The 25,507-nt window shown below is 69.0% G+C and carries 24 protein-coding genes and 3 pseudogenes; 13 read left to right on the forward strand and 14 right to left on the reverse strand.

All coding sequences use genetic code 11. From position 1 onward, the window contains the following. Positions 1 to 323: 323 nt before the first annotated feature. The 3 genes from ACFVT2_RS41010 to ACFVT2_RS41020 form a co-directional block, all read right to left on the reverse strand. A complete protein-coding gene (locus ACFVT2_RS41010) occupies positions 324 to 797 on the reverse strand; it encodes a DUF2267 domain-containing protein (protein WP_390026924.1) in 474 nt (157 codons plus the stop codon). A gap of 66 nt (positions 798 to 863) precedes the next feature. Then, the gene (locus ACFVT2_RS41015) at positions 864 to 1,259 is read right to left on the reverse strand and encodes a DUF2267 domain-containing protein (RefSeq protein ID WP_390026926.1); all 396 of its coding nucleotides are present in this window, start codon (positions 1,257 to 1,259) and stop codon (positions 864 to 866) included. Positions 1,260 to 1,360: 101 nt separating this feature from the next. Next, complete coding sequence (locus ACFVT2_RS41020) at positions 1,361 to 1,792, reverse strand: Hsp20/alpha crystallin family protein (RefSeq protein WP_390026929.1); 432 nt, start codon at positions 1,790 to 1,792, stop codon at positions 1,361 to 1,363. Between the two features lie 128 nt (positions 1,793 to 1,920). Here ACFVT2_RS41020 and ACFVT2_RS41025 point away from each other — a divergent pair, with 128 nt between their 5' ends. After that, positions 1,921 to 2,574, forward strand: coding sequence for a type III effector protein (locus tag ACFVT2_RS41025; RefSeq protein WP_390026971.1), 654 nt, complete (start codon positions 1,921 to 1,923; stop codon positions 2,572 to 2,574). A gap of 54 nt (positions 2,575 to 2,628) precedes the next feature. Here the strand turns inward: ACFVT2_RS41025 and ACFVT2_RS41030 are convergent. Then, positions 2,629 to 2,757: pseudogene (locus ACFVT2_RS41030) on the reverse strand (SpoIIE family protein phosphatase); the annotation flags it as partial. A 292-nt stretch (positions 2,758 to 3,049) separates the two neighbouring features. Here ACFVT2_RS41030 and ACFVT2_RS41035 point away from each other — a divergent pair. From ACFVT2_RS41035 to ACFVT2_RS41045, 3 genes are all read left to right on the forward strand, one after another. Continuing rightward, complete coding sequence (locus tag ACFVT2_RS41035; RefSeq protein ID WP_390026973.1) at positions 3,050 to 4,246, forward strand: PP2C family protein-serine/threonine phosphatase; 1,197 nt, start codon at positions 3,050 to 3,052, stop codon at positions 4,244 to 4,246. A 348-nt stretch (positions 4,247 to 4,594) separates the two neighbouring features. Beyond that, positions 4,595 to 5,068 carry a DUF4365 domain-containing protein gene (locus tag ACFVT2_RS41040; RefSeq protein ID WP_390026931.1) on the forward strand — a complete coding sequence of 158 codons (474 nt, stop codon included), beginning with the start codon at positions 4,595 to 4,597 and terminating at the stop codon, positions 5,066 to 5,068. A gap of 466 nt (positions 5,069 to 5,534) precedes the next feature. Beyond that, on the forward strand, positions 5,535 to 6,689 hold the full coding sequence (locus ACFVT2_RS41045) for an aminotransferase class I/II-fold pyridoxal phosphate-dependent enzyme (protein ID WP_390026933.1): 1,155 nt from the start codon (positions 5,535 to 5,537) through the stop codon (positions 6,687 to 6,689). Here ACFVT2_RS41045 and ACFVT2_RS41050 read toward each other — a convergent pair. Both ACFVT2_RS41050 and ACFVT2_RS41055 read right to left on the reverse strand, forming a co-directional pair. Further along, a complete protein-coding gene (locus ACFVT2_RS41050; RefSeq protein WP_390026936.1) occupies positions 6,639 to 7,394 on the reverse strand; it encodes a serine hydrolase in 756 nt (251 codons plus the stop codon). The two genes, ACFVT2_RS41045 and ACFVT2_RS41050, sit on opposite strands and share 51 nt — an antisense overlap. 128 nt (positions 7,395 to 7,522) lie before the next feature. Further along, positions 7,523 to 8,047 carry a hypothetical protein gene (locus ACFVT2_RS41055; protein ID WP_390026938.1) on the reverse strand — a complete coding sequence of 175 codons (525 nt, stop codon included), beginning with the start codon at positions 8,045 to 8,047 and terminating at the stop codon, positions 7,523 to 7,525. A gap of 161 nt (positions 8,048 to 8,208) precedes the next feature. Here ACFVT2_RS41055 and ACFVT2_RS41060 point away from each other — a divergent pair, with 161 nt between their 5' ends. Together ACFVT2_RS41060 and ACFVT2_RS41065 are read left to right on the forward strand one after the other, a co-directional pair. Further along, entirely contained in the window at positions 8,209 to 9,447 is a 1,239-nt protein-coding gene (locus ACFVT2_RS41060) for a histidine kinase (RefSeq protein WP_390026940.1), read from the forward strand. A 116-nt stretch (positions 9,448 to 9,563) separates the two neighbouring features. After that, a complete protein-coding gene (locus ACFVT2_RS41065; protein WP_390026943.1) occupies positions 9,564 to 10,220 on the forward strand; it encodes a response regulator in 657 nt (218 codons plus the stop codon). Between the two features lie 174 nt (positions 10,221 to 10,394). Here ACFVT2_RS41065 and ACFVT2_RS41070 read toward each other — a convergent pair whose 3' ends face one another. Beyond that, complete coding sequence (locus ACFVT2_RS41070; protein ID WP_390026945.1) at positions 10,395 to 10,631, reverse strand: hypothetical protein; 237 nt, start codon at positions 10,629 to 10,631, stop codon at positions 10,395 to 10,397. Then, on the reverse strand, positions 10,628 to 11,437 hold the full coding sequence (locus tag ACFVT2_RS41075) for a helix-turn-helix domain-containing protein (protein ID WP_390026948.1): 810 nt from the start codon (positions 11,435 to 11,437) through the stop codon (positions 10,628 to 10,630). Before ACFVT2_RS41075 ends, ACFVT2_RS41070 begins: the two co-directional genes overlap by 4 nt. On the opposite strand from ACFVT2_RS41075, the pseudogene ACFVT2_RS41080 reads away from it, so the two are divergent. Further along, positions 11,352 to 11,594 (forward strand): annotated as a pseudogene (locus ACFVT2_RS41080) (transposase); the annotation flags it as partial. The gene ACFVT2_RS41075 and the pseudogene ACFVT2_RS41080 sit on opposite strands and share 86 nt — an antisense overlap. 243 nt (positions 11,595 to 11,837) lie before the next feature. Here the strand turns inward: ACFVT2_RS41080 and ACFVT2_RS41085 are convergent. Beyond that, on the reverse strand, positions 11,838 to 12,755 hold the full coding sequence (locus ACFVT2_RS41085) for an alpha/beta hydrolase (protein WP_390026950.1): 918 nt from the start codon (positions 12,753 to 12,755) through the stop codon (positions 11,838 to 11,840). A 440-nt stretch (positions 12,756 to 13,195) separates the two neighbouring features. Beyond that, positions 13,196 to 13,522, reverse strand: a complete 327-nt coding sequence (locus tag ACFVT2_RS41090; RefSeq protein WP_390026952.1) for a hypothetical protein — start codon at positions 13,520 to 13,522, stop codon at positions 13,196 to 13,198. Positions 13,523 to 14,738: 1,216 nt separating this feature from the next. Here ACFVT2_RS41090 and ACFVT2_RS41095 point away from each other — a divergent pair. The 5 genes from ACFVT2_RS41095 (at position 14,739) to ACFVT2_RS41115 (ending at position 20,855) form a co-directional block, all read left to right on the forward strand. After that, complete coding sequence (locus ACFVT2_RS41095) at positions 14,739 to 15,533, forward strand: Pr6Pr family membrane protein (protein ID WP_390026955.1); 795 nt, start codon at positions 14,739 to 14,741, stop codon at positions 15,531 to 15,533. A gap of 453 nt (positions 15,534 to 15,986) precedes the next feature. Continuing rightward, positions 15,987 to 17,399 (forward strand): DEAD/DEAH box helicase, encoded by a 1,413-nt coding sequence (locus tag ACFVT2_RS41100; protein WP_390026957.1) that lies wholly within the window; start codon positions 15,987 to 15,989, stop codon positions 17,397 to 17,399. Positions 17,400 to 17,968: 569 nt separating this feature from the next. Continuing rightward, on the forward strand, positions 17,969 to 18,613 hold the full coding sequence (locus ACFVT2_RS41105; protein ID WP_390026959.1) for a TetR family transcriptional regulator: 645 nt from the start codon (positions 17,969 to 17,971) through the stop codon (positions 18,611 to 18,613). Next, positions 18,610 to 19,323 carry a VC0807 family protein gene (locus tag ACFVT2_RS41110; RefSeq protein WP_390026961.1) on the forward strand — a complete coding sequence of 238 codons (714 nt, stop codon included), beginning with the start codon at positions 18,610 to 18,612 and terminating at the stop codon, positions 19,321 to 19,323. Before ACFVT2_RS41105 ends, ACFVT2_RS41110 begins: the two co-directional genes overlap by 4 nt. Before the next feature lie 8 nt (positions 19,324 to 19,331). Further along, positions 19,332 to 20,855 carry an FAD-dependent monooxygenase gene (locus tag ACFVT2_RS41115; protein ID WP_390026964.1) on the forward strand — a complete coding sequence of 508 codons (1,524 nt, stop codon included), beginning with the start codon at positions 19,332 to 19,334 and terminating at the stop codon, positions 20,853 to 20,855. A 361-nt stretch (positions 20,856 to 21,216) separates the two neighbouring features. Here the strand turns inward: ACFVT2_RS41115 and ACFVT2_RS41120 are convergent, their stop codons facing one another. Further along, the gene (locus tag ACFVT2_RS41120) at positions 21,217 to 21,744 is read right to left on the reverse strand and encodes a hypothetical protein (protein ID WP_390026966.1); all 528 of its coding nucleotides are present in this window, start codon (positions 21,742 to 21,744) and stop codon (positions 21,217 to 21,219) included. A gap of 225 nt (positions 21,745 to 21,969) precedes the next feature. Between ACFVT2_RS41120 and ACFVT2_RS41125 the strand changes: the two genes are divergently transcribed. Then, the gene (locus ACFVT2_RS41125) at positions 21,970 to 22,347 is read left to right on the forward strand and encodes a nuclear transport factor 2 family protein (RefSeq protein ID WP_045933901.1); all 378 of its coding nucleotides are present in this window, start codon (positions 21,970 to 21,972) and stop codon (positions 22,345 to 22,347) included. A 72-nt stretch (positions 22,348 to 22,419) separates the two neighbouring features. Here ACFVT2_RS41125 and ACFVT2_RS41130 read toward each other — a convergent pair whose 3' ends face one another. The 3 genes and pseudogenes from ACFVT2_RS41130 to ACFVT2_RS41140 form a co-directional block, all read right to left on the reverse strand. After that, positions 22,420 to 23,334: an IS630 family transposase gene (locus ACFVT2_RS41130; RefSeq protein WP_390026969.1), complete on the reverse strand. Its 915-nt coding sequence runs from the start codon at positions 23,332 to 23,334 to the stop codon at positions 22,420 to 22,422. Next, on the reverse strand, positions 23,331 to 24,557 hold the full coding sequence (locus ACFVT2_RS41135) for an IS110 family transposase (RefSeq protein ID WP_390026975.1): 1,227 nt from the start codon (positions 24,555 to 24,557) through the stop codon (positions 23,331 to 23,333). The genes ACFVT2_RS41130 and ACFVT2_RS41135 overlap by 4 nt, the downstream gene beginning before the upstream one ends. 539 nt (positions 24,558 to 25,096) lie before the next feature. Next, positions 25,097 to 25,330 (reverse strand): annotated as a pseudogene (locus tag ACFVT2_RS41140) (helix-turn-helix domain-containing protein); the annotation flags it as partial. Positions 25,331 to 25,507 lie beyond the last annotated feature (177 nt).

Raw genomic sequence — 25,507 nt, forward strand, 5'->3', positions numbered from 1 at the left:
GACCCCAAGCCATTCATCTGGACCAAGACGGCCGAGGAGATCCTCGACTCCCTCGCCCGTTTCTGCCGACGAATCTCCGGCGCAGGACACTAGCCGGGCCCGGGTCATTTGGCAGTGCCGACTTGTCCCGTACGTTGTCGGGGCTGCTCTCACCGTTGTGTGCGTTTCCGCACTTCGGCTGCCCCCAGCTTCACCGGTCAGCTGCGACTGACCGGCGGTGAGGTCCATTCACCCTCACTCGATTACATGGCGCCGACCGCGGTACCCGGGTCCGCCGACGGCACGAGTTCCGTGGGTCTTTGCAACTCGTGCACGCGTCACCGTCACCGACCCGGCCGGGGATGGAAGGACACGCCCCGTCTACGCGGCGGGGTGAGTTCGGCGCGGCCGAACAGCAGCGCGTAGCCGGAGGGGAGCTGGCGCAGCATACGGGTGAGGAGATCGGGGCCGGCCAGGGCGGCGACGGCGGAGAAGACGGCTCCGGTGTCCCAGCGGGTGGTGGCCAGGGAGGCGCCGGTGCGGGCGGCGAGGTCCTTGACGAAGGCCCAGCCGGTCAGGGGCTGGGTGTCGGGGATCTGTGCGGTGAGGACACATGCTGCTTCGAAGGGGAGGCGGGCGGCAAGCTCGACGCGTTCGTCGCCCGTCAGCTGGCGTCCCAGTCCCGCGAGGATCAGCCGGACGGCTTCCTCGGCCCGCTCCCGGGTGGGGTAGGCGCCTTCGTAGCGGACCTTCTCCAGCATCTGCTCATACGTCATCACGGGCAGCTGCTGCAGTGGTGTACGCGGGTCGGAGATCACTGCGGTGGTTGCCTTTCTGTCGCCGGGATGGTGGTGCCGGTGTGCGGGCGCCGGGTGTGCGGGCGGTCAGGCGGGCTGAGGGCGGCCGAAGAGGAGGTCGTAGCCCGCGGGGAGCTGGAGCAGGATCTGGCCCAGCAGGCCGTCGCCGGCCGCGTCGGCGACCGTGCTGAGAACGGCGCTGACGTCCCAGGCCGCGGTCTGGTCGGTGGCCCCCTCGATCCAGGCCGCCGTCGCCCTTACGAACCGTTCCGGTGGCAGCGGCTCGGCGCTCTGCAGCGGGTCGAGGAGGATCAGGGCGAAGCCTTCCGGCAGACGCGCGGCCAGCTGGGCGCGCACCTCGCCGACCAGGTGCGCGCCCAGCAGGGCGAGAACCACACGGGCCACGCGCTCGGCTTCCTGCCGGCTGCCGTACTCACCGCGTTCCTTGACCTGGTCGAGGAACGCTTCGCGTCGCAGAGTCACGTCGGCCGCCACCCTTCCTCGGTCCATGGGGTGCGGAGGACGGGAGAGGGGGAGATCAGTTACCCGTCCTCCGCCGCTGTCAGAGCCCTTATCGCCCCGGCTCAGCCGGAGATCTCCTTGCGGTCGGATCCGCCGCCGATGGCGATCTTGCGGGGCTTGGCGCGTTCCGCGATCGGGATCCGCAGGGTGAGCACCCCGGCGTCGTAGTCGGCCTCGATGTGCTCGGTGTCCAGCGTGTCGGCCAGCACGATCTGGCGGGAGAAGACACCCAGCGGCCGCTCCGACAGTTCCATCTGCACGTCGTCGGCCTTCGCCACGGGCCGGCGCTCGGCCTTGACGGTCAGCATGTTCCGTTCGACGTCGATGTCGATCGCGTCCGCGCTGACGCCGGGCAGGTCGAGGGCCACCACGTACTCGTCGCCCTCGCGGTAGGCGTCCATCGGCATCGGGGACGGCCGTGACCAGGTGCCCGGGCCCATCAGCTGCCGAGTCAGTCGGTCAAGCTCTTGGAACGGGTCGGTGCGCATCAACATCGTGAAAACACCTCCAGCAGGTTTGGGCAGTTGCTGCCAATGCGCTTCACTGAAACCGTTGTAACATGTCATCCATTGGATGACAATCACGGTGTCGTCCGGACGATGACAAGCTGAGAGAGGTGCCTGTGACCGCAGCCGAACAGTCGGCCTCGTCCAGCGCCGACGGCGGCAGCCCGGCTTCGTTCCTTGCCGCGGCGGCGGCCCTGCACGCCGTGGACGACGCTCTGTACGCCGCCCGGCAAGAGACCTCCGACACCCCCGCAGCCGGCCCCGGCGCGGAGCAGGCCCTGGCCTCGCTGCTGCTGCTGCGGCAGGTCCGCGAGCAGCTCGCCGGATGGGAGACCGGGCTGATCGAAACGGCCCGTGACGCGGGCGCCAGCTGGGCCGACCTCGCCCACCCTCTCGGCGTCGCCAGCCGGCAGGCCGCAGAACGCCGCTACCTGCGCAACCGGCCCGGCCCCGCCGGAACCACCGGCGAACAACGCGTCCAGGCCACCCGCGAACGCCGCGCCGTCAAACGCACCCAAGCCGAATGGGCCCGCCGCAACGCAGCCGACCTGCGCCGCATCGCCGGCCAGATCACCGCCCTCACCGACCTCCCCACTGCCGCCCGCCACCCGCTCGACCAACTCCACGCGGCCCTCGCCCACGACGACTCCGCCGACCTCATCGACCCTCTCAACGCCACCCGCCCCCACCTGACCACCACCCACCCCGACCTCGCCGCCCGACTCGACACCCTCACAGGTCCCGCCACGGCCCCGCCCCCACCCGGCTGACCCCGAGTGCTGCTCGAGCGTGGCCACGATCAGGGTGGCCATCGTGTCACCGTCCAGGCTTTGCAGTGCCAGGTCGAGCTTGCGGACGATCTCGCTCGGAGGTCCGGGCTGGTCGAGGGCGACCGCGCGCAGCATGCTGCTGAGCTGGTGCATGGCGATAGCGGCACCGATGTCGTGTCCCATGGCGTCGCCGGCCACGCGGCACGGCGCGCCGCCAGGGAGAACGATCACGTGCTGCCGCCGTTGCGGAGCCGGGTGGTGACGTCGTACGTGCGTACGCTCCCGTGCTCGGGGCGCGATCGGGCGCCGGCTGGAGCAGACTGGTGGAGGCCGTGCGCCTGCATTTGCTGCGTCGCCGGCGCGGCCCGCGTCGTCGCAGGCTCGGCCGCCCCACCCAGGTGATCAGGCAGCATGCCGACTACCTCAAGGTGCGGGCGTTTCGACGGTGGTGGCTCGGCGCGGCAGGGGTGATCGTATGGCAGGCGCGAGCGTGTCGGCCGGAGATGGTGAACGGCTGCTGGAGGAGCTGGTCAGGACTGCCCAGCAGGCGTCACCTGCGGAACTGCCGACGGTCCTGGAGCGATATGCCGAGGCCATGGGTATGGGCCGTGCCGTCATCTACTTGGGCGATCTCCAGCAGAGGCTGCTGCTGCCGCTGGTCGAGGGCGAGCCGGACCGGGAGGTCGACGCTTCCCTGGCTGGATGGGCCTACCGGACAAACTCCCTGAGGGTGGAGGAAGACACATCCGGCGGGCTGACCGTTTGGCTGCCGCTGGTCGACGGAGCGGAGCGGCTGGGAGTCCTGGAACTCCGCATGGAGACACTGGACGGGATCAAACTCTGGCGCTGCCGGACGATGGCGTCGCTCCTGGCCATGATCATCACTTCCAAGCGCACCTACAGCGACACCTTCGCGCAGCGCATGCGGACCCGGCCGATGCAACTGCACACGGAGATGCTGAGGGCCTTTCTTCCCCCGCGCTCGATCGGCACCGGCCGGGTGGTGTCGACCGCGGTCCTGGAACCTGCGTACGAGCTGGGCGGCGACGCCTTCGACCATTCGTTCACCGAGGACTTTCTGCACGCCACGATCCTCGATGGCATGGGCCACGACCTGGCGTCCGGCCTTGCCACCTCCGTGGCCATGGCGGGCTGCCGCAACGCCCGTCGCACGGGCGCGGACCTGGCCGAACTCGTCGACGCAGTCGACCAGGCGCTGGCGAAGTGGCTTCCGGACCAGTTCTGCACCGGCATCTTCATCCAGCTGCACATGCCGACCGGCGTGCTGCACTGGTCCAACTGCGGTCACCCGGCGCCGTTGCTCATCCGCGGCCAGCACCTGCTCGACGAAGCCCTGGAGCAGGATTCCGAGCCTCCGCTGGGTCTGCCCGCCAGCCTGGCTGGCGGCTCCCGGCAGGTACACGAAGCCAGCCTCGAACCCGGTGACCGGATACTGCTCTACACCGACGGCGTAGTGGAGTCGCGCGATGAGGGCGGTAAGCAATTCGGCCTGGAGCGTTTCACCGACTACATCATCCGGTCGACCGCCGCCGGGCAGAACGCCCCGGAGGTGCTCCGCCTGCTCATCCACGCGATCCTCGGTCATCGGCACAACGAACTCAGCGACGACGCCACGATTCTGATGATCGAATGGCAGCCGCCCAGCCAGTGAGCCGACGCGGCGATGACGCCTGAAACCCGGCAGGCTGCCGTGGCAATGCCAGGCGGCTGACGTCGTGTTCATTCTGCTACGTCCCTCCTGCGAAGCCCTCGCTCGACGCCTGAACAGCCAAGCTGTTCGGGCGTGCCCGCCGGTGCAGCCGGCGGTGGGAGGCACGGTCGAAGTAGATCCACCACAGTGCTGCACTCCCCAGGAAGGCGATGACGATCTGGCCATGCGGGACTCGTAGTTGGCCGTCTCCTGGGTCCGGAGCATCGTCGGGAGCCAGGGTGGTCGTCACATACTGGCCGCCATCGTGCGAGCTGTGACACGGGGGAGATGACGGGCGGGGACAGACGGGTGGGTGAGGAGACCTATCGCCGCCGGGGCGCACCCTCATCCGCCCGCAAAGAAGTGGCGAGCCTGGCTGTGATCGAGCTCCTTGCGAACGGTGCTGGGTGTTACCTCAGCGACCCTCGCCTGGACTACAACTGCGTCGATACAACCGTTGTGTCCTCTGAGCCGCACAGGTACGCCCTGCCCAGGTTTGACCTGCAAGCAAAGGCGAGCAGCAGCGAGTTGAAGGTTCGCCGACTGAAGGATGGCGACTACTCCTTTCAGCTTGAAGCCGACGACTACAACGAGTTGCGGCGTCTGCGCATCATCCCTGTGAAGTTCGTGCTGATGATCCTGCCCGCAGGGGTAGACGTGCCCAGACTGAAGTCTCAAGGAGAGGGGTGGAGCATGGATGGCATCATGCTCTGGTCCGACCCTCGTGACTGGCCTTCGCTCAGGCTCGGCCAGAAGTCGGGCACTGTGCGCCTTCGAGGATGAGGCCGCCGCGTTTGCCGCCGGTCATGTCGCCGGCCAGAACCCTGCGCAGCCGACCGCGGTCGAAGTCGGCAGCACTGACAATCTGCAGCTCTATGTCTGCCCGGCATCTCCGGAGCATCCGCACACCGACCTGATCCAGTGAGCTGTCGCTGAGTCGTCTTTCGCGAGACCGCACACACCGCAACAGCTCTGGGCGGGGTTCGGGTTCGGCTGGCCGCGCGGCTGTCGGGGATTCAAACGCTCCCTGAGCATCAAACCGGTCCACAAGGTCGTGGTATGAGCTCTATCCGCACCGCTTTCCGTGCGGGTGGTGCGGGTAGGTATGGCGCGCTGTCGGCCGGGCACTCGGCGGACAGGCCGGCCCCGGTGTCCCGTACTGGGACGTCAGCCGGCAGGGTTTCCGGCCGCACCAGGGAGAAGAATGCAGACCGGGCCAGGGCGAACGGCGGGACCTTCGCTTTTCCGCATGCTGGAGTGGCACGAACACATCGAGGCGGAGCGGCAGCAACCGGGTGCCCGCGTGTTCCTCTCCGACTACAACGGTGGCCACCCCTACGTGGAGCGGTATCTCGGCGAGCTCGCTCATACCGCGCCACGTCATCTGGCAGACATCACCCGGTACTCGGGTCTGGACGAAGACCTGAAGCTCCGGTCCAAAATCGCCGCGATGCATGAGCGGTACGACGGGGTGGCCTACGGCGAGCGGAACGTCGTCCCGGCCGGCGGTTCGAGCAGCGTGCTCGGCACATTCGTCACCTGGCTCGCCGTGAACGGCCACCGGCGAGTCCACTACGTGGGGCCCGTCTACTACAAACTGGCCTATCTTTTACGGGAGTTCGGTATCGAGCCGGTTCCGGTCGCCTCTGGGCACGCGTATCAGCCGGAGTTCGACCTGAGCCTCCCCGACGAGCGAACGGTCCTTGTGCTGACCGACCCTGTCTGGTACGCCGGGCGCCGGGTGCCGGTGGATGTCCTGGACACGATCGCGGCATGGCAACAGTCCACTGGATCGATGGTATTCGTGGACGGCACCTTCCAATACATGCCCTGGGACGGAAGGTTGGGCGAGGCCAGCGCCCGGCTTCCGGCCGAGCACACGCTGCGCATGGTGTGCCCCACCAAGTACCTGTCCATCCACGGATACCGCTGCGCCCACCTGCTGGTGCCCGCCGCGCTGCGTCAGGAGCTGGCCGACCTGCACATCAACCTGCACGGTGACGTATCCGTCTCCGACCGGCTGTTCGCCCACCGTGCCGCGGACCTCATGAGCCGGCACGGCAATGAGGGCTTGGTCGGGCACATCCGTGACAACCACGCATGGCTCACCGCGAGCGGTGCGCTCGCCGCCTGGACACCAGTCGAGACCGGCTTCTTCCTCTTCGGTCGGCCACGCGTCCCGCACCGTTGGTTCCTGGCGCTCGACGAGCGGTACTTCGAACTCGAGGGCCACCCTGGCTACGTCCGCATCAATCTGCTCAACCCCACCGCCATCGAGGCGCTGGCGGCCACCGTCTCCGACCGCGGAGCCTCCGTCACGTCCGGGTACGGCGGGCCCCCGGGCCGCTTGGCGTCAGGTGCCGCGGCCGGCGAGGGCGCGGCGACGTCGCCACACTCCGGCTGAGATACGGGCCAGCAGCCGGGCGGCGGGGTCGTCGACATCGCGGCCGTTCGCCAGCCGCCCCGTGTAGCAGACGGCGAGAACGTACGGTGCCGAGTCCGGGGGACGGACGACGGCGGCGCTGTGGCGCACGCCGGGAAACCAGCCGTTCTTCCCGGCCAGGGGCGTCCCTGGGGGCAGCCCGGCCGCGATGTCCACGCGGTGCACGTTGCGCTCCAGCAGCGCCAGCACCTCCGGCTCCAGGGACTCCAGCAGCCGGACCAGGTCCCGGGCAGAGACCCGGTTGTGGACACCGGCGTTGCGCCCCGCGTAGTCCTCGACCCCGCGCGGACTGCCACTGGTCGTGGCACCTGCCCGCCGCCAGACCTGGGCCACGGCCTCGTGTCCGACCTGCGCCAGGCACAGGTTCGTCGCCAGATTGGAGGAGTGGGTGACCATGCGCCCGGCGAGCCAGCGCACCGATGCGCAGCCGCCGATCCGCTCCCAGGGCAACGGATCGCTGTCCCAGTCGGGGCTGTTGCCGTAGCTGCTGCCCGTCACCGAACGGAACTCGTTGACCACCGGTATCTGCGTGTCCATGTCGATACCGCTGCGGTACAGAGCCGTCAGAACGGCCACCTTCACCATGCTCGCCGCATCATGGGAAACGTCCGCATTGCGCAGTACCGCCGGATCGCGCCCCCACGGTGCCACCACCATCGACAGCATCCCAGCATCGTATCCACCGCCCATGCGCCCCGCCCTGATCCGCGGAGTCTAGGCACTGGTCCGGCGGGCGCCTGCTCCCGCCACCACGTGAGGCTCGTACGGACCCGGGCGGGAGCCATCGCGCGGCCTCAGGCCCGTGTCAGCTTCCGTCGCTTGCTCAGCAGTACCCCCGTGCGGGCCAGCACCATCGCCAGCGACATGAAGACGAAGGTGTTGGCGTACACGTCCTGCCCGCTGAGCTCGTAGTCGATGCTGAACGTGATGATCCCCTGGCTGAACCAGTGCTCCGATCCGTACGCGAACAGCACCCGCGAGCTGGAGATAACGATCCACAGCACCGCGTAGCCGATCCCACCAGTGGTGTAAATGCCGCCGTCGGTGGCGCGTTCGGCGGGCAGCAGCGCGCCCGCTATCAGTCCGCAGATCACGCCGATGCCGATCCCGGCGAGCTGCATCGAGATGTCGTTCCCGCCGGTCGGCAGCGAATGCACGAACAGCGCGATGACAATGGCGACCGCGATGAGGGACCGCAGCATCCGCATATTGGTGAGCCGCCGGTGACCGAGGTCGGTGGCGAGGATGATGCCGAGAATCGTGACGCTGGCGACCAGCGCGGTCAGGAACGGGCTGAACAAAGACGACGTGGTGCTCATGAAAGGCGAGGTCTCCCTTGGCGTTTGGCGCGTATTTCCGCTGCGCCGATGTCCTCGACGCTATGGCCGGGCGGGGGCACCCGGCGTCGACCGACCGTGGGGACTGGCTGTCCGCCGACCGGTGGACAGTCGGCCATGGCGGGGGTGGTAGGACTGGGCAGGTGCGCACTGACACCCAGGGGAACGGCGAGGGCCATGCCCCCGAAGCACGGAGCCGCTGGTTCGGCCTGTGGGACGGATACTTCGCCGTCAGCTACACGGTCACCACCGTCCTGCTCTTCAACACCGGCGGCGACCCGCTTCGGCGCGCCCTCGCCATCGCCGCGCTGACCCTGCTCATCCCGTGGTACGCGGCGCTCGGCCGCGGCCTCATGCTGCACAGCGGTGCCGACCGCACCGCCGGCCCGCGGCACATCACCTTCGTGGCAGGGCTCTTCCTTCTCTTCGCCACCGCCACGGCCTGCGCCATCGGCGGCTCCTTCGCTCTGTTCGCCGTCGTCCCGATGCTGATGATGGCGCTGCCCACCGCGCCCGCGGTCGCGATGGCCTCACTGGCCAACCTCACGCCACCGGCCGTCGTCCTGCTGACCGGCGGAGACTGGCGCGCGGCGCTGCCGCTCTCCCTCCTCGGCATCGCGCTGTCCGTACTGCTGGGCCTGTGGATCACCGAAGTGGTCCGGCAGAGCCGGGAACGCGGCGAGCTGATCGCGGAGTTGCACCGCAGCCGAGAGCGGCTCGCCGCGATGTCCCGCCAGGCCGGCATCGCCGCCGAGCGCGAGCGGCTGGCCCGGGAGATCCACGACACCCTCGCACAGGGCCTGACCAGCATCATCACCCTTGTCCAGGCCGCCGAATCGGAACTGGCGAACCAACCGGACCTGGCGGCCCGGCACCTGGCGCTGACCGGGCGGGTGGCCCGGGAGAGCCTGGCCGAGGCACGGGACTTCGTCGCCGACCGCACCCCTCCCGCACTCCGCGAGAGCTCCCTGGCGCGTGCGATCCGCCGGCAGGCCGACGCGCTGTCCGAGCAGACTGGGATGACCGTACGCTGTACCGTCCAGGGCGCCGAGCGCCCGGTACCGATGCCCGCCGCCGTGGTGCTGCTGCGGTCCGCCCAGGAGTCCCTGGCGAACGTCCGCAAGCACGCCGAAGGGGCCCGCACCGTGACCGTCGCCCTGGCCTACGAGCCGCACACGGTCCGCCTCACCGTCACGGACGACGGCGCCGGCTTCGCCGCGGACCGTGCCCACGCGGGATACGGGCTGCGCGGCATGCGGACCCGTGCCGAGGAGATCGACGGACACGCCACCGCCGACAGTCGACCGGGTCAGGGCACCACGATCACGATCACGGTGCCCGCGGACCCGGGAGCCGAGGACGAGCCCACAGACGAGCTGTGACCCAGCAGACCGGCGGAGCAACAGACCGGCGGAAACAACCGCCCGACAAAAGCAGTTGCCCGACAGAGCAACTGACCAACGAGGCAACGGGTGAACAAAAGATGGCGCGGGGAGCGATGAACCACCACACGGTGCCCGATGACGCGGTGGCGGACCACACGATCCGGGTCCTCCTCGCGGACGACCACCCGGTCGTCCGCGAGGGCCTGTCCGCCATGCTGGAATCCGCCCCGGACATCACCGTCGCCGGACAGGCCGCATCCGGCGAGGAAGCGGTGACCCTGGCGGGGCGACTGCGACCCGACATCGTGCTGCTCGACCTGCGGATGGGTGGGATGGACGGCGTCGAGGCGACCGGGCACATCCTGCGCCAGGCGCCCGGCAGCAAGGTCGTCATCGTCACCACCTACGAAAGCGACACAGACATCCTGCGCGCCGTGGAGGAGGGCGCGGCCGGCTATCTCCTCAAGGGGAGCACCCGGGCAGAACTCATCGACGCCGTACGGGCGGCAGCCCGCGGCGAGACCGTGCTGACCCCGTCGCTCGCTCCCAAGCTGTTCCGCTCGCGGACGGTGGACACCCCAACGCTCTCCGACCGGGAAGCCGAAGTGCTGCGACTGGTCAGCCAGGGCCTCACCAACGCGGCGATCGGCACCAAGTTGTTCATCGGCGAGGCCACCGTGAAGACGCACCTGCTGCGCGCCTATCGGAAACTGGACGTGACGGACCGGACCGCGGCTGTCGTGACGGCCCTGGAACGCGGCCTGATCTGATCAGCTGAGCTGGTCCCCCCTCCAGCACCATGCTGTGTGCACGGCAGGCTGGGGCGGACGAACCTGCACGCCGACCGCAACGTCGAAGTTGGCCGGGGTGATCTCCCGCAGGCAGAAAGTGGTCGTCATGCAGGACCTCTAAGTGGTCGGCTCCGTAAATCCTTCGGGGGTTGATCACGCTGCCAGCGCCACGGAGGATTCTTCGTGGTGATCGGCGGTGTGCCAGTCGAGCCTGTCCAGTAGATCGTCCAGTTCAGAGGTGGTGAACTTCCACTGGAACGGCTGTGCCGCGGCGTTGTAGCGGTCTTCGAAGGCTCGGAGCCGGTCCCTGACCTCGGTGAGGTCGGTGAAGTCGTTGGGCGAGACCACCTTGCGCTGGACGACCGAGAAGTAGATTTCCAGCTGGTTCAACCAGGAGGCGTGCACGGAGTATGGACCATCACGGCGTTCGGGAACGCCGCGGCCAGCCGGTCGGTGGCCTTCTGCCCGCGGTGGGAGGAGCCGTTGTCCACGATCCAGAGCACGCGCTTGGCACTGGAGTAGGGCTCCTGGCTCATGACCTGGGTGACCAGGTTCATGAACGGGACGATGCCGGTCCTGGGCTCGGTGCGACCGAACACGTGGGCGTGGTGGACGTCGTAGGCGGCGAGGTAGGCCAGGGCGCCGCCGCGTCCGTAGGTGTGGTTCACGCGCATCGCCCTGGCCTTGCCGGGGGCGAGGGTGGGGTGGCAGCGGCAGCGGGCCTGGATGGAGGTCTTCTCATCGGCGCTGATCACGTACTCGTCATCGCCCAGCTGTTCGCTCTGCCAGGTGCGGGCGTACAGGTCCAGCACCCGGGCGGCCTTCAGCCGGAGGCCGGGGTCGGTGATGAAGATCCAGGAGCGGTGCTGCCAGGGCTTGAGCGCGTCCTGGGCCAGCCAGCGACGCACAGTGGACGCCGACATGAACGGGGTGATGCCCCGCCGGGCGGCCTCGCGGGCCAGTTCCGGGCACGACCAGCGTGAGATCGGCACTCCGGTCTCGGCGGGCAGCCGGCAGGCCAGCGCCTTGACCTCGGCGGCCTGCAGCGGTGTGAACGAGACGGGACGGCCGCAGCGCCTGCGGTCGTTGAGCCCGGGCAGGCCCGCCTCGGCGAACCGGCCACGCCAGCGGCTGGATGGGCTGTGGTGCGACGAGGACTTCGCGGGCTGGTACCCGCGCGACGGACGCCCCGGCATCTCGCCTGCCCAACTGGCCACCGTCTGTGTGCTGCAGTTCCTGCACGGCCTGTCGGACCGTCAGGCAGCAGAAGCGGTGCGCTGCCGCATCGATTTCAAGTACGCCCTGGCAATGGAGTTAGACGATCCGGGCTTCCGTCACAGCGTGCTGGCTCAAAGGGGTACATGCGGGCTTCTCCCGGCTGCCCGCCACCCCAAACGTGAACCCGTCGCGCCATTCCGAGAAGTCCTTGTTCCAGATCCGTTTGCCCTTGAACGACAACTCGACATCCTCCGGCACCCTTGTGTCGGCCTTGCCTTTGCCCGTAGTGCCCATGGGTCTGCGCCCGCAGTGAGAGTGACCGGCGGCCTGTAGCCCCGTCCGTCCCCAGCGACAGTCGAGGCCAGGCATGAGATGCCGTCAGCGGCGCAGTTGCGCGACGAGTTCCAACTCGTCCGCCAGCTCCTCGGGATCCCGCGGGCCGGCGTGTGGAGCGCTCAGCGATCGCACGCGGAAGCGGTTGTGCGGCGTGACGTCGTCCGCCTCGCGAATCATGAGGTCCTGGAGCGGCAGCGGGATGGTGTGGTCTTGTGTGTAGCGCACAAAGGTACGCGGCACCCGGCCCCATTTCTCCGGCAGTCCTCGGGCGTCCTCGCTCGCGCCGATCGCCGCCGACTCGTCGGGTTCCAGGATGTTCGTCACCGCCCGGAACTCGACGTCCGTCCGGTCGGCGGCCACGGCCTCCTTGGCGATGGCGAAGAACTCGGGGTCGCCCGAGCGCCAGTTGACGCGAGTAACGCCCAACTCCGGCGGCGTCTGGACGCCGGGCATCTTGAACATGAAGCTGGTGGCCGCCTCGGGGGTCATCATCAGCTGCAGCACCGAAGGATGCTTGGTCGGGCAGAACGCCGAGGTGTACACCAGGTGCGAGATCAGCTCGGGCACCTGGTTGGCGACCGCGTTGAGAGTCGCCCCGCCAAGACTTGCGCCGACCAGCGCCACCGGGCCGTTGCGGTGCACCCGCCGCACCACGTCGATGACGTGTGCGGCGCAGTCGCCCAGCGTCACCTTGGATATCGGGGACGGTTCGGTGCGCAGCCGGTCAAGGTCCTGTGGTGCCTGATAGGACTCGGGGAAGTATGCGCCCAGGCCGTGTCCGGGGAGGTCGACGGCGATCGCACGGTGTCCGCGCAGGCCCAACTCGCGCAGCAGCGGCTGCCAATAGAAGGAGTTGCTTCCGGAACCATGGACGAGGACGAAGGTTGGCGCACCGCGCCGCGACACCCCACCAGCCTTCGCCACACCACTGTTGTCGCTCACGTCACTCACGTCGCTCATCCCATTCACGCATTCGACTAAAGGAACGTTGGGGAAGGCGAGGTGACGCCTTTCCCGAAGTCACGTACGTGCATGTATGTATACCTCGGGTTCAGTCAGTGGACCGCAGAGGGGTGCTGATGCTGGACGACCGTCAACTTGCCTGGCTCGTAAGTAGGATGGGAGCGAGCGGAACGATCGCTGTCTGGGACACTGGGACGGGCCGACGTGCACAGTGCTCGCGCCAGCATTGAGGGACTCTGCCGGGGATCTTGAGATTTCGTGGTCATGCGTCCTGACGCCACCATTGGGGCCGGGGTAGGGAGCCCCCGTTGAGGGCGAGGGTTCCGCCCTTGAGAGTGATGGTTCCGGTCGAACCTTGGCCGGCGAGGTTCCTGCCGGTGCTGTTGCCGCCGGTGATGGTGCCGCCGGCACCGTCGGTGAGTTTGGCTGTTCCGGCGTTACCGGGGTAGCCGGCGCTGCTGGTGGACCCTGTGGCCTGCAGGACGATCCTCGACCCGTTCAGGTTGACGGTGCCGCCTGGGGATATGGCGGACGCCGGGGAGCTGGTGGGGGATGGTGATGTTGACGTTGCAGGCCCCGCTGGTGGTGGCGTTCAAGGTTCCGGCCACGGTCCCGGTCACGTTGACGGCGGTGCGGCCGTTGGCGGTCACGGTCGTGTTGGCGGGGATCCCGTTTAGGCAGGTCCAGGTGCTGCCTTCCACGGTGCACGGGTCGGCCGCGTGGGCCGGCGGGCCCGCCGCGACCAGAGCGGCCAGGGTCAGCACGGCGGCGGCCCCGGCGGCCGCTTTCCGCAGGACACGCACGAGGCGTGTGCGGCGGTCTTGGAGTGGGTGAGCTGGTGGTGGTTTCATCAGGCGGCCTTCCCTTTCCTCGCCGGCCCGTGTGATGTCGACTGACGGCGTACGGGCCGAAGTGCATAGCCGACCGGGGCAGACGTGCAGAGGTTTCCGGCCTCTTCGAGACATCCGCCCAGGTCACCTCAGACGGTGACGCGGGACCAGAACACGGGGAAGAGCGCGAAGCGGGGGCTCGAAGCACCCACTGCCCGCCAGTGCGGACCATGAAGGACGGAAGAGCCCCGTGGTGCCCAACTGGCTTTTCGGCTACGGCGTTTTGGTCACGCCGTTCCGCGAAGTGGTCCCCGTACGCTTGTACGTGGACAGGCGGCTCCGCTGCACGGTGTGGCTTCGAGCTCTACCTGACCAGCAGCAACTATTACGAGGACTTCCTGCTACCCACCGGCAGCTCCGCCGGCTCCCCGAAGACGCCCTCGACTGCATCTGCGGCCTCTACCTCGCCGACCCCAGCATTTGACACGGCTCAACGCACGACACCGGTTCCGGAGTCAACCCCCCGAAGGATTTACGCAGCCGACCACTAAGCGGCCCTATGACCTCCGGCACGCCGGGATCTCGTTCTGGCTGTACTCCGGTGTGGACCCGGCCGAATGCGCTCGCCGCGCGGGCCAGAGCATCGAAGTCCTCTTTCGCCACTACGCCAAGTTCGTGGACGGGGTCCGGGAGCAGGCCAACCGCCTCATCGAGCAGTCGATGAAGGAGCGGGACCGCGTCAGCCAGGGTGTGGCGCTTGAGGGGTGAGTCGGGGTTTTGGTCCGTGACTGGTCCGGAACAGCTGGTCAGGAGCGGGATAGTGGTGGGAGAAACTGGGAGTTGCGACGTAAGCCGGGCCCTGGTCTGAGTGGGCCGAGCGGAAGGCGCCTGACGGGCAAAAGTCCAGGTCAGGCGCCTTTTCTCGTGCCTCTAGAAGAACCCGAGCTTCTTCGGTGAGTAGCTCACCAACAGGTTCTTGGTCTGCTGGTGCCACACGATCTCCGTGCCGATTGGCCTGCGCGTTTGAGGACGAGGGTGACGGCCGGCGGCTTCATGGTCCGTGGATGGCCCGGATCGTGACTGCTGCTGGCTGCGACCGATCCGGCAGTCCCGATGAGGTCGTCCCAGAGCCCCGCCATAGGGTGATCCGATGCTCGATTCGACACCCTCCACGACCTCCTCGGCCCCTGCTGCCTCGGCAGAGTCCGCGACCCGGCCCGGCCGGCCCGACGCGCCGGCCGCCCTCGCATCCCCCGCCCCGGAGGACCGCCGCCCCGTCGCGGCGGCCTTCCGCGCGCTCGCGGCCCTGACCGGGGTCACCGGCATCGTTCTGGACGTGATCGCCTCCCACGATCTGGGCCGGCTCTTCAGCTACTTCACGATCCAGTCCAACATCCTGCTGGCCGTCGTCTTTGCCTGCTCCGCCCACCGCGCCTGGACCGGGCGTCCCGCCCTCTCCCCGCGGACCACCGGCGCAGCGCTGCTCTACATCTGCATCACGGGGCTCGTCTTCCACTTCGTGCTGTCGAACGACTCCAGTGGCTTTGCCATGACCAGCCACCGAACCCCCCTCGAAACGGCGGCCAGTCAGCTCCTCCACACCGCGACCCCCCTCGCCGCCGTCCTCGACTGGCTGGTCCTCACCGCCCCCGGCGCATTCCCGCTCCGCTACGCCTGGCATTGGCTCGCCTACCCCGTCCTCTACCTCCCCTTCGCCCTCATCCGCGGCGCCCTCCTCGCCCCCGGCACCGACGGCCGATACCCCTACCCCTTCCTCGACGTCGACCTCCACGGCTACCCCGGCATCGCCACCAACGCCGTTGTCTTCGGCCTGGCGTTCTACGTCCTGGCCCTCGCCCTCGTCCTCCTCGACCGCATACGCCCCCACCTGCGCGTCTCCCGGAACCGGATGTCGGCTACGGTCTCCGGCCGCCTGGATGACTGACGCCAGGGGCTGGGCGACACCTGTCATGAGCCAGGGCGCCTGAAGATCGAGAGGGTGAACGTGGCCTGATACGGCACCAGTTCGTAACCTGTCGCCACCTCCGGCAGGTTGGATGCTGACTGAATGCTGAGGTGCCATCGCACAGAGTGAGATTCCCGGGCGGGTGCTGCGGCGTACAGGGCTGCCGTCCACACCCCGGCCCGCCGCCCCGTAGCTCAGCGGAAAGCAACGGCACGGCTGCCGGACCGGTCGGCCGACAGCCCACGACGGACCTCGGCGGAGGCAGCGTGCCCGGGTGACCACAACGCAGGGCCGAAATGTCACTTTGTGTTAGCCTCAAATGTTTGGACGGGCTGTGACGGCTGGCGATTCCGTCCGTGCGGTTCCCTTGTTCGTCGGCTGATCATTCCTGCCGGGCCTTCCTCGGCACGTTCCCCATGCGGAAGGCTCTTCATGAACCACCCGGACCGCCCCAGCGCCTCGCACGACGATGTCGCCCGGCCAGTGCCCCCCACCCCGACGCCGTCCCCGGTCGCCTTCGCCGACATGAAACTGCCGGCCGAGGTGCTGCGAACGCTCACCGAGCTCGGCGTGCGCGAGCCCTTCCCGATCCAGGCAGCCACACTGCCCAACGCCCTCGCGGGACGCGACGTCCTGGGGCGCGGGCGCACGGGATCGGGCAAGACGCTCGCCTTCGGCCTGCCGCTGCTCGCACGGACGGCCGGGCGGCGCGCGGAGCCGAAGCAGCCCCTCGCCCTGATCCTGGTGCCTACCCGGGAGCTGGCCCAGCAGGTGACCGAGGCGCTCGCGCCGTATGCCGACGCGCTCCGGCTGAGGATGGCCACGGTCGTCGGCGGCATGTCGATCGGCCGGCAGGTCGCTGCGCTGCGCGACGGGGCCGAGGTCGTTGTCGCCACGCCTGGCCGCCTGCACGACCTCATCGAGCGCAGGGCCTGCCGCCTGGAACGGGTCCGGATCACCGTCCTCGACGAGGCCGATCAGATGTCCGACATGGGCTTCCTGCCGCAGGTCACCGAGGTGCTCGACCAGGTGCACCACGACGGCCAGCGGATGCTGTTCTCGGCCACCCTGGACCGCGACGTCGACCACCTGGTCCGTCGCTACCTCCACGACCCGGTCGTCCACTCGGTCGACCCGTCCGCGGGCGCGGTCACGACGATGGACCACCATGTGCTGGTCGTCCACGGCCCCGACCGGTACGCCGTCACCACTGAGATCGCCGCCCGCGACGGCCGCGTACTGCTGTTCCTGGACACCAAGCACGCGGTCGACCAGCTCACCCGGCATCTGCGGGCCAGCGGAGTGCACGCCGCGGCCCTGCACAGTGGCAAGTCCCAGCCGCAGCGCACACGGACCCTTGCACAGTTCAAGAACGGCCAGGTCACCGTCCTGGTGGCGACCAATGTCGCGGCCCGTGGTCTGCACATCGACGACCTCGACCTCGTGGTGAACGTCGACCCGCCCACCGACCCCAAGGACTATGTGCACCGTGCGGGGCGCACTGCCCGGGCCGGTGAGTCCGGCAGCGTCGTCACGCTGGTGCTGCCGGGCCAGCGCCGGGAGGTGAGTCGGCTGATAGCCGGGGCCGGCATCGAGCTGACGATCACCAAGGTGCGCTCGGGCGAGGCGGAGCTGAGCCGGATCACCGGGGCCAAGGCCCCCTCCGGCATTCCGCTCGACGGCGGGCCCGTCACACCCCGACCCAAGAACGCCAACGCCCCCTTCCGCGGCCTGGGCACCAGCAAGGACGCCTCCCGCGGCGCCGGCGGCAAGTCCCGCAAGGCCAGCGAGGCCCGCAAGCTCGCCGAGGCCCGCAAGGCGGCCCGGGTGCGGCGCGGCGACTGAGAGCCGCTGCCCTGATAACCGCAGATTCCTGGTCACCTGCTCAAGGGCCCCCGGCCCTGCCCGAAGCTCTCCTGCGCGTACGCCTACGAGATGAACGCCCTCGTGGTGTGCCTGGCCACGAGCGGGTACCCGCCGAGCCTCTGGAAGGAAAGGCTTCAGGTTCGCAGTGAACGGGAGGGCACGTAGGGGAGAGCGGCCGTTGGGTCCGCGTCGGGGCACAGTCCGACTCCGGGTGCGACGGTTCTGCTGAGATCGGTCGAGTTGTTCGCGCCGGACGTTGGTCGAGCACGTCGGCGGGCTGACTGAGCGGTGCCGCCTGTCAAGCTACGGGATGGCGGGCTGGCTCCGGTCGATCGCGGTGGAGGTGACCTGCCACCAGCACCGCGACTGCCTGCGCAAACATGCAGAGCGGGAGACAGTGACGAACGTGCCGGAGTCGCTACCGATGTTGTTGCCGCCCGCTGAGCGGCCTGGTCCGCGTCGATGGGTGGGGACGGGAGTCCTGCTGCCCCGCCGGCGTTGGTGACCACTTCTTGCTCGGGTGAGCAAATCGCGCTACCGTCTTGCTCATGCAAGCAAGGGATAGTGCAGCCAAGCAAAAGGCGGGACGCCGGACCAAGCCCTCCTTCACGGAGACGGGCCGTCGTGCCCAGATCGTTGCCGCGGCTATCGACGTCATCGCCGAAGTCGGTTACCACCGGGCCTCGTTCGCGAAGATTGCGAAGCACGCCGGGCTGAGCAGCACGGGGATGATCTCCTACCACTTCGACGGGCGGGACGACCTGATGAGCGAGGTCGTCACCGAGGTGCTGCGGCTCGCGGAGGGGTACATCCGTCCCCGTATCGAGGCCCACGAGAGCTACGCCGCCCGGCTGCGCGCCTCCATCGAGGGCAACCTCGACCTGTTCGCCGAGTACCCGAACCACCTCGCGGCGATCACCGAGATCCTCTCCAACCTCCGCGGCAGCGACCCCGGCATGGTCACCTTCCTTGCCACGACGGAGGCGAACCTCGCCGTCCAGGTGGAGCAGATCCGCAAGGCGCAGCGCGCGGGCGAGTTCTGCGACTTCGACCCGTGGGTGATGATGCGGGCGATCCGCGCCGCCATTGACGACGTGGTGCGCCGCGCCACCCACGATCCCGATCTCGATGTGCGGGCCGCCGGCCGCGAGTTGGCCGACCTGTTCGACCGCGCCACCAGGAACACGTCATGACCACAGCAGACACGGGGGAACACACCATGGCCACGCACCAGGCACCACAGACAGACACGGACGAGGCCGCCGCGGCGCCCGCCCGACGCCGCACGGCGGCGCTGCGCCGCCGGCTCGCCGCGCAGCTGCTCTTCGAGCTCGTCCTCCCGCTCGGCTCCTACTACGGACTGCGCGCGGCCGGCGCCGGCCAGTGGCTCTCGATGGTCGTCGGCGGCCTGCTGTTGCTGCCGTGGATCGCCTACGGCATCGTGCGGCAGCGGCGCGTGGAGGCGATGGCGGTGTTCACGCTGAGCCTGGTGGTGGTCGGGACGCTGCTGTCCGTGATCACCGGCAGCCCGCGGGTGCTGATGATCCGGGACAGCTGGCTGACCGCCGCGATCGGACTCTGGGTGCTCGGCACACTGCTCACCCGGCGTCCGTTCATCATGACGGCCTCGCGCGGCATCGTCATCGCCAAGGTCGGCGAGGCCGGACTGGTCGAATGGGAGGCGCGGTGGGACGCGGAGCCGACGTTCCGTCACCACCTCCGGCTGGTCACGGCGGTGTGGGGCGCGGTCTTCCTGCTCGACGCGGTGCTGCGGGTGGTACTGGCGTACACGATCCCGGTGGACTCCTTCCCGCTCACCAGCACCGTGCTCTGGCTGGTGATGCTCGGCGGGCTGCTCGGGTGGCACAACTGGTACATCACCCGCCACGGCATGAAGCTGTAGGGGGAGCCGTGCACACCGACGTCGAGGTGCTCATCGCGGGGGCCGGCCCGACCGGCCTGCTGCTCGCCAACGAGCTGGGCCTGGCCGGGGTACGGGTGGCCGTCGCAGAGCGGCTGCCCCACCGGACCGGGCAGTCCAAAGCGCTCAACCTGCAGCCGCGCACCGCCGAGGTGCTGGACTGCCGAGGCTGGTTGGAGCCGGTCCTGGACCGGTCGCTGGCCCTCCTCCCCTCCGGCCACTTCGCCGGGCTGCCGCTCAACTACGGTGCGCTGGACACCGCGTTCCCGCACCAGGTCGGCATCCCGCAGGCCCGGGTCGAGGAATTCCTGGAGGACCACCTCGCCGAGTACGGCGTTCCGGTGCTGCGGGGCCGGGAGTTGACGTCGTTTCGGCAGGACGCGCACGGCGTCACCACCACCCTCCTCGGGCCCGATGGCGCGGAGTGCACCGTCCGGGCCGCATACCTGGTGGGCGCGGACGGCGGACGCAGCGCGGTGCGCCGCATCCTGGGCATGCCCTTTCCGGGGCGGGACGGTCGGGTCAGCATGGCCGTCGCCGACATCGAACTCGCCGCCGTGGAGCCCGAATCCAACGACCCCGGCAAGTCCTGGCGCCTCCCCGACCTCAGCCCGAACCCCGAGGGTGTCGCCTTCCTGCTCCCGCTCGGCGACGGCGTACACCGACTCATTCTCGGCGGCCCCGAGCAGCAGGGCATCGACCGCGACGCCCCGGTCACCGCGGACGAGGTGCGCGCGGCACTGGCCCGCTGCCCCGGCCCGCCGCGCGAACTGCGTGCCGTCCGCTGGGCGTCCCGCTTCACCGACGCCTCCCGGCAGGCCGAGCGGTACGCCGACGGCCGGGTGCTGCTGGCCGGTGACGCCGCCCACATCCACGCCCCCGCCGGCGGGCAGGGCCTCAACCTCGGCATGCAGGACGCGTTCAACCTGGGCTGGAAGCTGGCCGCCGTGGTCCGAGGATGGGCCCCGGACGGGCTGCTGGCCACCTACCATGCCGAGCGCCACCCGGTCGGCGCCCAGGTGCTGGCCAACACCCGGGCTCAGATGGTGCTGACGCTCCCCGACCCGGATGCCGTGGCGGTGCGCGACCTGCTCGCCGCGCCGGAGGCCAACCGCCGCGTCGCCGCCATGATCGCCGGCACCGACATCCGCTACCCGATGCCCGGCGAGCCCGATCACCCGCTGCTCGGCGCGCGGGCGCCCGGCGTCCGGCTGCCGTCCGGCCGCGGAACCCTACTGGCTGACGCCGGGTCAGTTGTCGCCGCGGCGAGGGAAGGCTGGGCCGATCGAGTCGAGCGTCTCGACCGCCGCGATCGCCTCGACCGCTGCGACAGTCTCGATCGCCGCGACAGCCCTGGCCGTCTCGATCGCGGACCTGCGGCCGACGGCGACGAGGCGTTGCTGGTCCGGCCGGACGGGCACGTCTGCTGGGCCGGCCCGGGGGACGACGCGGACGGCCTGCGCGCCGCGCTCGCCCGTTGGTTCGGCGCGCCCCGAACCCCAACCCGGCTCTGAGGCCGCCTTCCAGCGCACTGCCTGGCAGGGCCGCGGTCCTGCCAGGCGCCGGCATCCTTCTGGTCCTCGGCAGTCAAGCCAGTGGCTGGCAGGCCCAATTGCCCCGGGGGCGGCAGCGTTGTCAGTAGCCCGATCAGCCTCCTGACACGGCGATCCGCCCCACAGCCCTGTGGGGCGGTCCGACCGCCCCACAGTCCTCAAGAAGCCGTACATCTCCGTCACGACGCCACTCATGACGTGCCGGCCTGTTGGCTTCGGGTGAACCGCTCTGGCTTACCCCTTCCCGCGCGCAGTTGCGCAACCGGCTGCCGCTGTCGCTGCCGCCGCAGCCATCATCGGGCTCCGCTGGTGAGCGGAGGCTCTAGCCCACCCACTTCCGCAACAACCGCTCCCGCTCTGCCCTCCGAGGCGACCCGCCCTCCCAGGCGCGGCCCCACTCCGACATCGACGCCAACGTCGTGGCCAGCGTCGCGGCGCCCTCCGTGAGGCGGGACAGGAGGGCTTGGGAGAGTTCGACCTCTGTCGGGGAGTAGCCGACGGCCGCGGCCGCGTAAGCCGTCAACTCGTGGTCACCGTCGGGTGATGCCACGCGCACCGTCAGCATCGCCGGAGCTTCCCCCGTCCGGCCTGGGCCCACGGACAGAGCCAGGTTCAGCACCATGTCCAGAGCCAGGTCCTTGACCGTGCCGAACTGCCGCTTCAGGGATTTCACGGGGACGTTCGCCACCGTCAGGGCATGCACGCCCTCCCACAGGTAGAAGCCGGACTGTCCGTCGCCGAGAGCCATCACGCCCTCGGGGGCCAGGCGTACCCCGGGAGCCAGACCGGACGGCTTCGCGCCCACGTACACGTCGCCCTCGGCGATCCAGAACAGGCCCACCATGGCCATGGGTTGCTCACTTCTCCCGACGACGGCACCGCCGTCGTGTCACACATCAAACGATCAGGTCGTCGTCCGCAACGCGCGAAAGAGCCAGAAAGTTCCCGCTTTCCGGCCCCACACCCGCGGCCCGAGCGGAGAGACGCCCCCTAGTGCTGTGACCGGGATGGTCCACCGTGATCGGAAGGCGGCTCGCGGGACGAGCGCACGCGCAACGGCTGGTATTACTGGGGCATGCAGGAAGAGACGGCACGCTCCGCGATCGACACGTTCATCTCCGCGTTTAACGCCTCGGACGACAGCTATGTGACTGCCCTGCTCTCCCAGGCCCTGACCTCAGACGTGGTCTTCTGGGGCCCGTTGGGTCGCACCGAAGGAATCGCGGCGGTCGAGCGGTTCGTGCTGGACATCCGGCGCCACCCGGCGGGGACCGGCACGATGGTGCGCTGCTCAGCGGTGGACATGCCTGACGAGTGGGCCCGGTACCAGTGGGTCTTCACCACGCCGGATGGAGGCCCCCGCCTGGCGGGAACTGACGTCGTCCATCTGCGGCGGAGCCTCATCGACCAGGTCATCGTCTTTGCGGGGGAGATCGAGCCGTCCGCCTCCTGAGTCGTCCTTCTGCCGCTGTCCTTCTCGTGAACTTGTCCCTTTCGGCACTCCGGGGCTGCGGTTCGCGGTCGGTCAGGCTGCGGCGTTGAGGGGGCGTCCGCCCCAGCGGATGCCCTTCTCGCCGCGGATGCGGGCGCGTTCCTTGCGTTGGGCGGCAAGTACGTCGGGGTGGCGGGCGTTGGCGTTGCGCCAGCGCAGGTAGCGGTGCAGTGCCTGGGTTTGCGTGGGGTGGCTGCGGTGGTGGGAGTTGGCCAGGGTGAACTGCCGCAGCGGGCCGAAGTGGGCCTCGATCGCGTTGGCCCAGGATGCGTAGGTCGGGGTGAAGCACAGCTCGACCTTGTTCTTCTTCGCCCAGCGGCGGATGTCGGCGCCGGTGTGGGCGGAGAGGTTGTCCAGGATGATGTAGATCGGGGCGCCGTCGGGTCGGGCGGCGCGGATCGACTTCAGCGCGGCCAGGGTGTTGGCGGTGCCCTTGCGGCGGCGGTTGACGCCCCACAGGCGGTCGTCGCCCACGGAGTAGCAGCCGTGGAAGTAGGTGACGCCGTGGGTGCGGCGGTAGGTCGCCGGCAGCCGGTTTGGCTTGCCCTGCTTTGCCCAGTAGGAGCCTGCGGTGGGCCGGATCCCCAACGGCCCGAACTCGTCGAAGGCGAAGACCCGGTCCGGAAAGCGGTCCAGAACCTGCTCGATCCGGTCGAGTTTGGCGTCGCGATGAGGGTCGGGTGATTCCTTCCATGTCTTGGTGCGCTGGAAGGTGATGCCGCGGCGCCGGAGCAGGCACCGTAAGGCTTCACGGCCGATGCGGATGACACGTCCGTGCACTTCCCGCAGGTAGGCGGCGAGTTTGCGGATCGACCAGCGGGTGAAGGGCTGGCCGAGCCTGGTGGGGCGGGTGGTGGCCGTCCGGATGACGAAGTCCTCGTCGTCAGGGGTGAGCAGGCGGGGACGGCCTCCCGCCCACTGAGACATCTCACGATGCCAAGTTGTCAAGCTGCTACGGCCAGTTGGGGTGGGAACGCGATGTGCTCGTCGAACAGTTCGCCGGTCTGGATGCAGTGGTAGAGCTGGCCGATCATGCGGTTGAACAGGTGCCGCTGGGCGGCTGCGTGCCAGTCTCCTCGCTCGCGTCGGCGGCGGTAGTGGGCGTCGGCTCCGGGTGAGGACCGCAGGGCGGAGAAGGCCCACAGGTAGCCGGCGTGGTTGAGCCGGTCATTCTTGACCATGCGGCGCCCGACATGATGTTTCTTCCCGGATGCGCGGGTGACGGGGGCGGATCCCGCGTATGCCTTCATGCCGCGAGCGTCGGCGAACCGCTGACGGTCGTCCCCGATCTCGGCGAGCACGCGGGCACCGAGCTGAACCCCGAGGCCGGGGAAGCTCAAGATCACCTCAGCGTCCGGGTGTTGGAGAAAAGACGCCTCGACCGCCTCGGTGAGTTCGTCAGCGGCGAGGCAGGCGGCTTCCAACTGTCGTAGGAGGGCGAGGGCTTGCTTACCGAGCGCGTCCTCGACCAACCGTGGCTGGCTTGCGTAGTCGCCCCGGAAGATCTCGCGGAGCCGCTCGGCCTCAGCTTCGATGCCGCGGCTGCGACCGGCCCGTTTGAGGGCGGAGCGGAGCTGTGCGCGGGTGAGCCGCGTGGCCTGTGCCGGCGTCGGCGCCACCTTGAGTAGTTCGCGGGCTTCGGGGCGGCACAGGCCGTTCTGCCATCCGGCGAAGGCATCCAGGGCAGCGGGGTAGTACTCGCGCAGCAGGGAGCGGAGCTGGTTGGCGCTCTGCTGCCGGTTCCAGGTGGCGTCCTGTTGAGCACGGGCCAGGACTGCGATAGCGCGGGCCAGATCGGTGTCGTCCGGCAGCGGGCGGTGCATGGGCATGTCGGTGCGCAGGATGTTCGCCAGTACCAGGGCGTCGCCTGGATCTGACTTCTTGCGCGAGACGCCGTGCCTATCGCGGTATCGGGCGGCGGCCATCGGGTTGACCGCGAAGACCTTCCGCTTGCCCTGCCTCAAGGCGGCAACCAAGAGTCCGCGGCTGGTCTCGATCGCGATCGGGATGGGGTCTTCTTCGGTGTCGCCGTACTCGGCCAACAGGTCCAGCAGTAGGCGGTAGCCGACCGTATCGTCGCTGATGCGGCGCTTGGCCAGCAGCCGCCCGGTGTCGTCGACGAGGGCGACGTCGTGATGCTTTTCGGCCCAGTCGATCCCACAATAGATCAAGTTGTTCCTCCCCTTGGCGCTGGCATTTGCGCTGGTCACGAGCGCATGCGGGCCACGCGGCTCCCTAATTCCAGGACTCTTCGGTCCGACATCTCACAAGCCGTTCGTGGCACCAGCGCGCGCCACGGGCCTCGGTCTTGCCCGGAGCTCGACGGCTCGGGACTGGCAAGAGGTCACCGTGAGGCGGGCTCGTACCACCAACATCAACGAGTGTTCCCGCATGGGGGTGGTGGCGGCCGTGAAGACGCCGAACGTCACCGCTCTACCTAGAGGCATCACGGGCCGGGGCTTGTATAGGTTGTCCGCCCGGCGTCCACGCGACCGCCACCACCATGAGCACGGGGACCTGGGCCGCTCTCCCGCGAGGGCTCCGAGCCAGGAAGACGTAAGGCGTCATGTCCCAATGCTCACAAGTACGGTTCGTGCGCCGCTCTCAGTGGAGGCTTCGTCAGCCGGGGTCCAGGAAGGCGTCACAGTCCCGCACTCGAACAGTCCGGCAGTGCTCCAAGAAGCCTCGCCGGTGCCGTTACCAAGGAATTAGGGTCCAGGCAGGCCAGGCCGATCTCGTTGAAGCGGTGGATCACGTCGCGCACGGTGTCCTCATCGGCCTGGACCAGCTGGGCGATCACCGGCACCCGGTTTCCGCCCGCCGAAGCGAGCAGCATCATCGCCCGCCGGTAACGCCCCGAACTCGTGCTGCCCCGGCGCACGATCTGCTTCAGCTTCTGCCCCTCCTTGTCGGTCAATCTGCGTACACGGACAGGCTCAGCCACCGCGCCTCCAGAGGTCGAATGGACGTCACCGCACATCCAACCGTCACGACCACCAACCCGGCGAACCTACGCGGTCACAGCACTAGTGTGATGCGCCAGAAGTTCTGAGGGTTAATTCTGCCCTATTTCTGGCCGTCGGTTCCGACCTTGGTGAGGTAGTCGGCGAGGGAGTTGAGG

It is taken from the genome of Streptomyces sp. NPDC058000, assembly GCF_042886435.1.
Taxonomy (GTDB): Bacteria; Actinomycetota; Actinomycetes; order Streptomycetales; family Streptomycetaceae; genus Streptomyces.

Excerpts from the sequence above, each read along its gene's own strand:
- ACFVT2_RS41055 (WP_390026938.1), bottom strand. The coding sequence starts at position 8,047 with ATGAGCACCACGTCGTCTTTGTTCAGCCCGTTCCTGACCGCGCTGGTC.
- ACFVT2_RS41035 (WP_390026973.1), top strand. The coding sequence starts at position 3,050 with ATGGCAGGCGCGAGCGTGTCGGCCGGAGATGGTGAACGGCTGCTGGAG.
- ACFVT2_RS41095 (WP_390026955.1), top strand. The coding sequence starts at position 14,739 with ATGCTCGATTCGACACCCTCCACGACCTCCTCGGCCCCTGCTGCCTCG.
- ACFVT2_RS41110 (WP_390026961.1), top strand. The coding sequence starts at position 18,610 with ATGACCACAGCAGACACGGGGGAACACACCATGGCCACGCACCAGGCA.
- ACFVT2_RS41120 (WP_390026966.1), bottom strand. The coding sequence starts at position 21,744 with ATGGCCATGGTGGGCCTGTTCTGGATCGCCGAGGGCGACGTGTACGTG.
- ACFVT2_RS41085 (WP_390026950.1), bottom strand. The coding sequence starts at position 12,755 with ATGAGCGACGTGAGTGACGTGAGCGACAACAGTGGTGTGGCGAAGGCT.
- ACFVT2_RS41105 (WP_390026959.1), top strand. The coding sequence starts at position 17,969 with ATGCAAGCAAGGGATAGTGCAGCCAAGCAAAAGGCGGGACGCCGGACC.
- ACFVT2_RS41075 (WP_390026948.1), bottom strand. The coding sequence starts at position 11,437 with ATGCCGGGGCGTCCGTCGCGCGGGTACCAGCCCGCGAAGTCCTCGTCG.
- ACFVT2_RS41125 (WP_045933901.1), top strand. The coding sequence starts at position 21,970 with ATGCAGGAAGAGACGGCACGCTCCGCGATCGACACGTTCATCTCCGCG.
- ACFVT2_RS41050 (WP_390026936.1), bottom strand. The coding sequence starts at position 7,394 with ATGCTGTCGATGGTGGTGGCACCGTGGGGGCGCGATCCGGCGGTACTG.
- ACFVT2_RS41100 (WP_390026957.1), top strand. The coding sequence starts at position 15,987 with ATGAACCACCCGGACCGCCCCAGCGCCTCGCACGACGATGTCGCCCGG.
- ACFVT2_RS41045 (WP_390026933.1), top strand. The coding sequence starts at position 5,535 with ATGCTGGAGTGGCACGAACACATCGAGGCGGAGCGGCAGCAACCGGGT.
- ACFVT2_RS41020 (WP_390026929.1), bottom strand. The coding sequence starts at position 1,792 with ATGTTGATGCGCACCGACCCGTTCCAAGAGCTTGACCGACTGACTCGG.
- ACFVT2_RS41065 (WP_390026943.1), top strand. The coding sequence starts at position 9,564 with ATGAACCACCACACGGTGCCCGATGACGCGGTGGCGGACCACACGATC.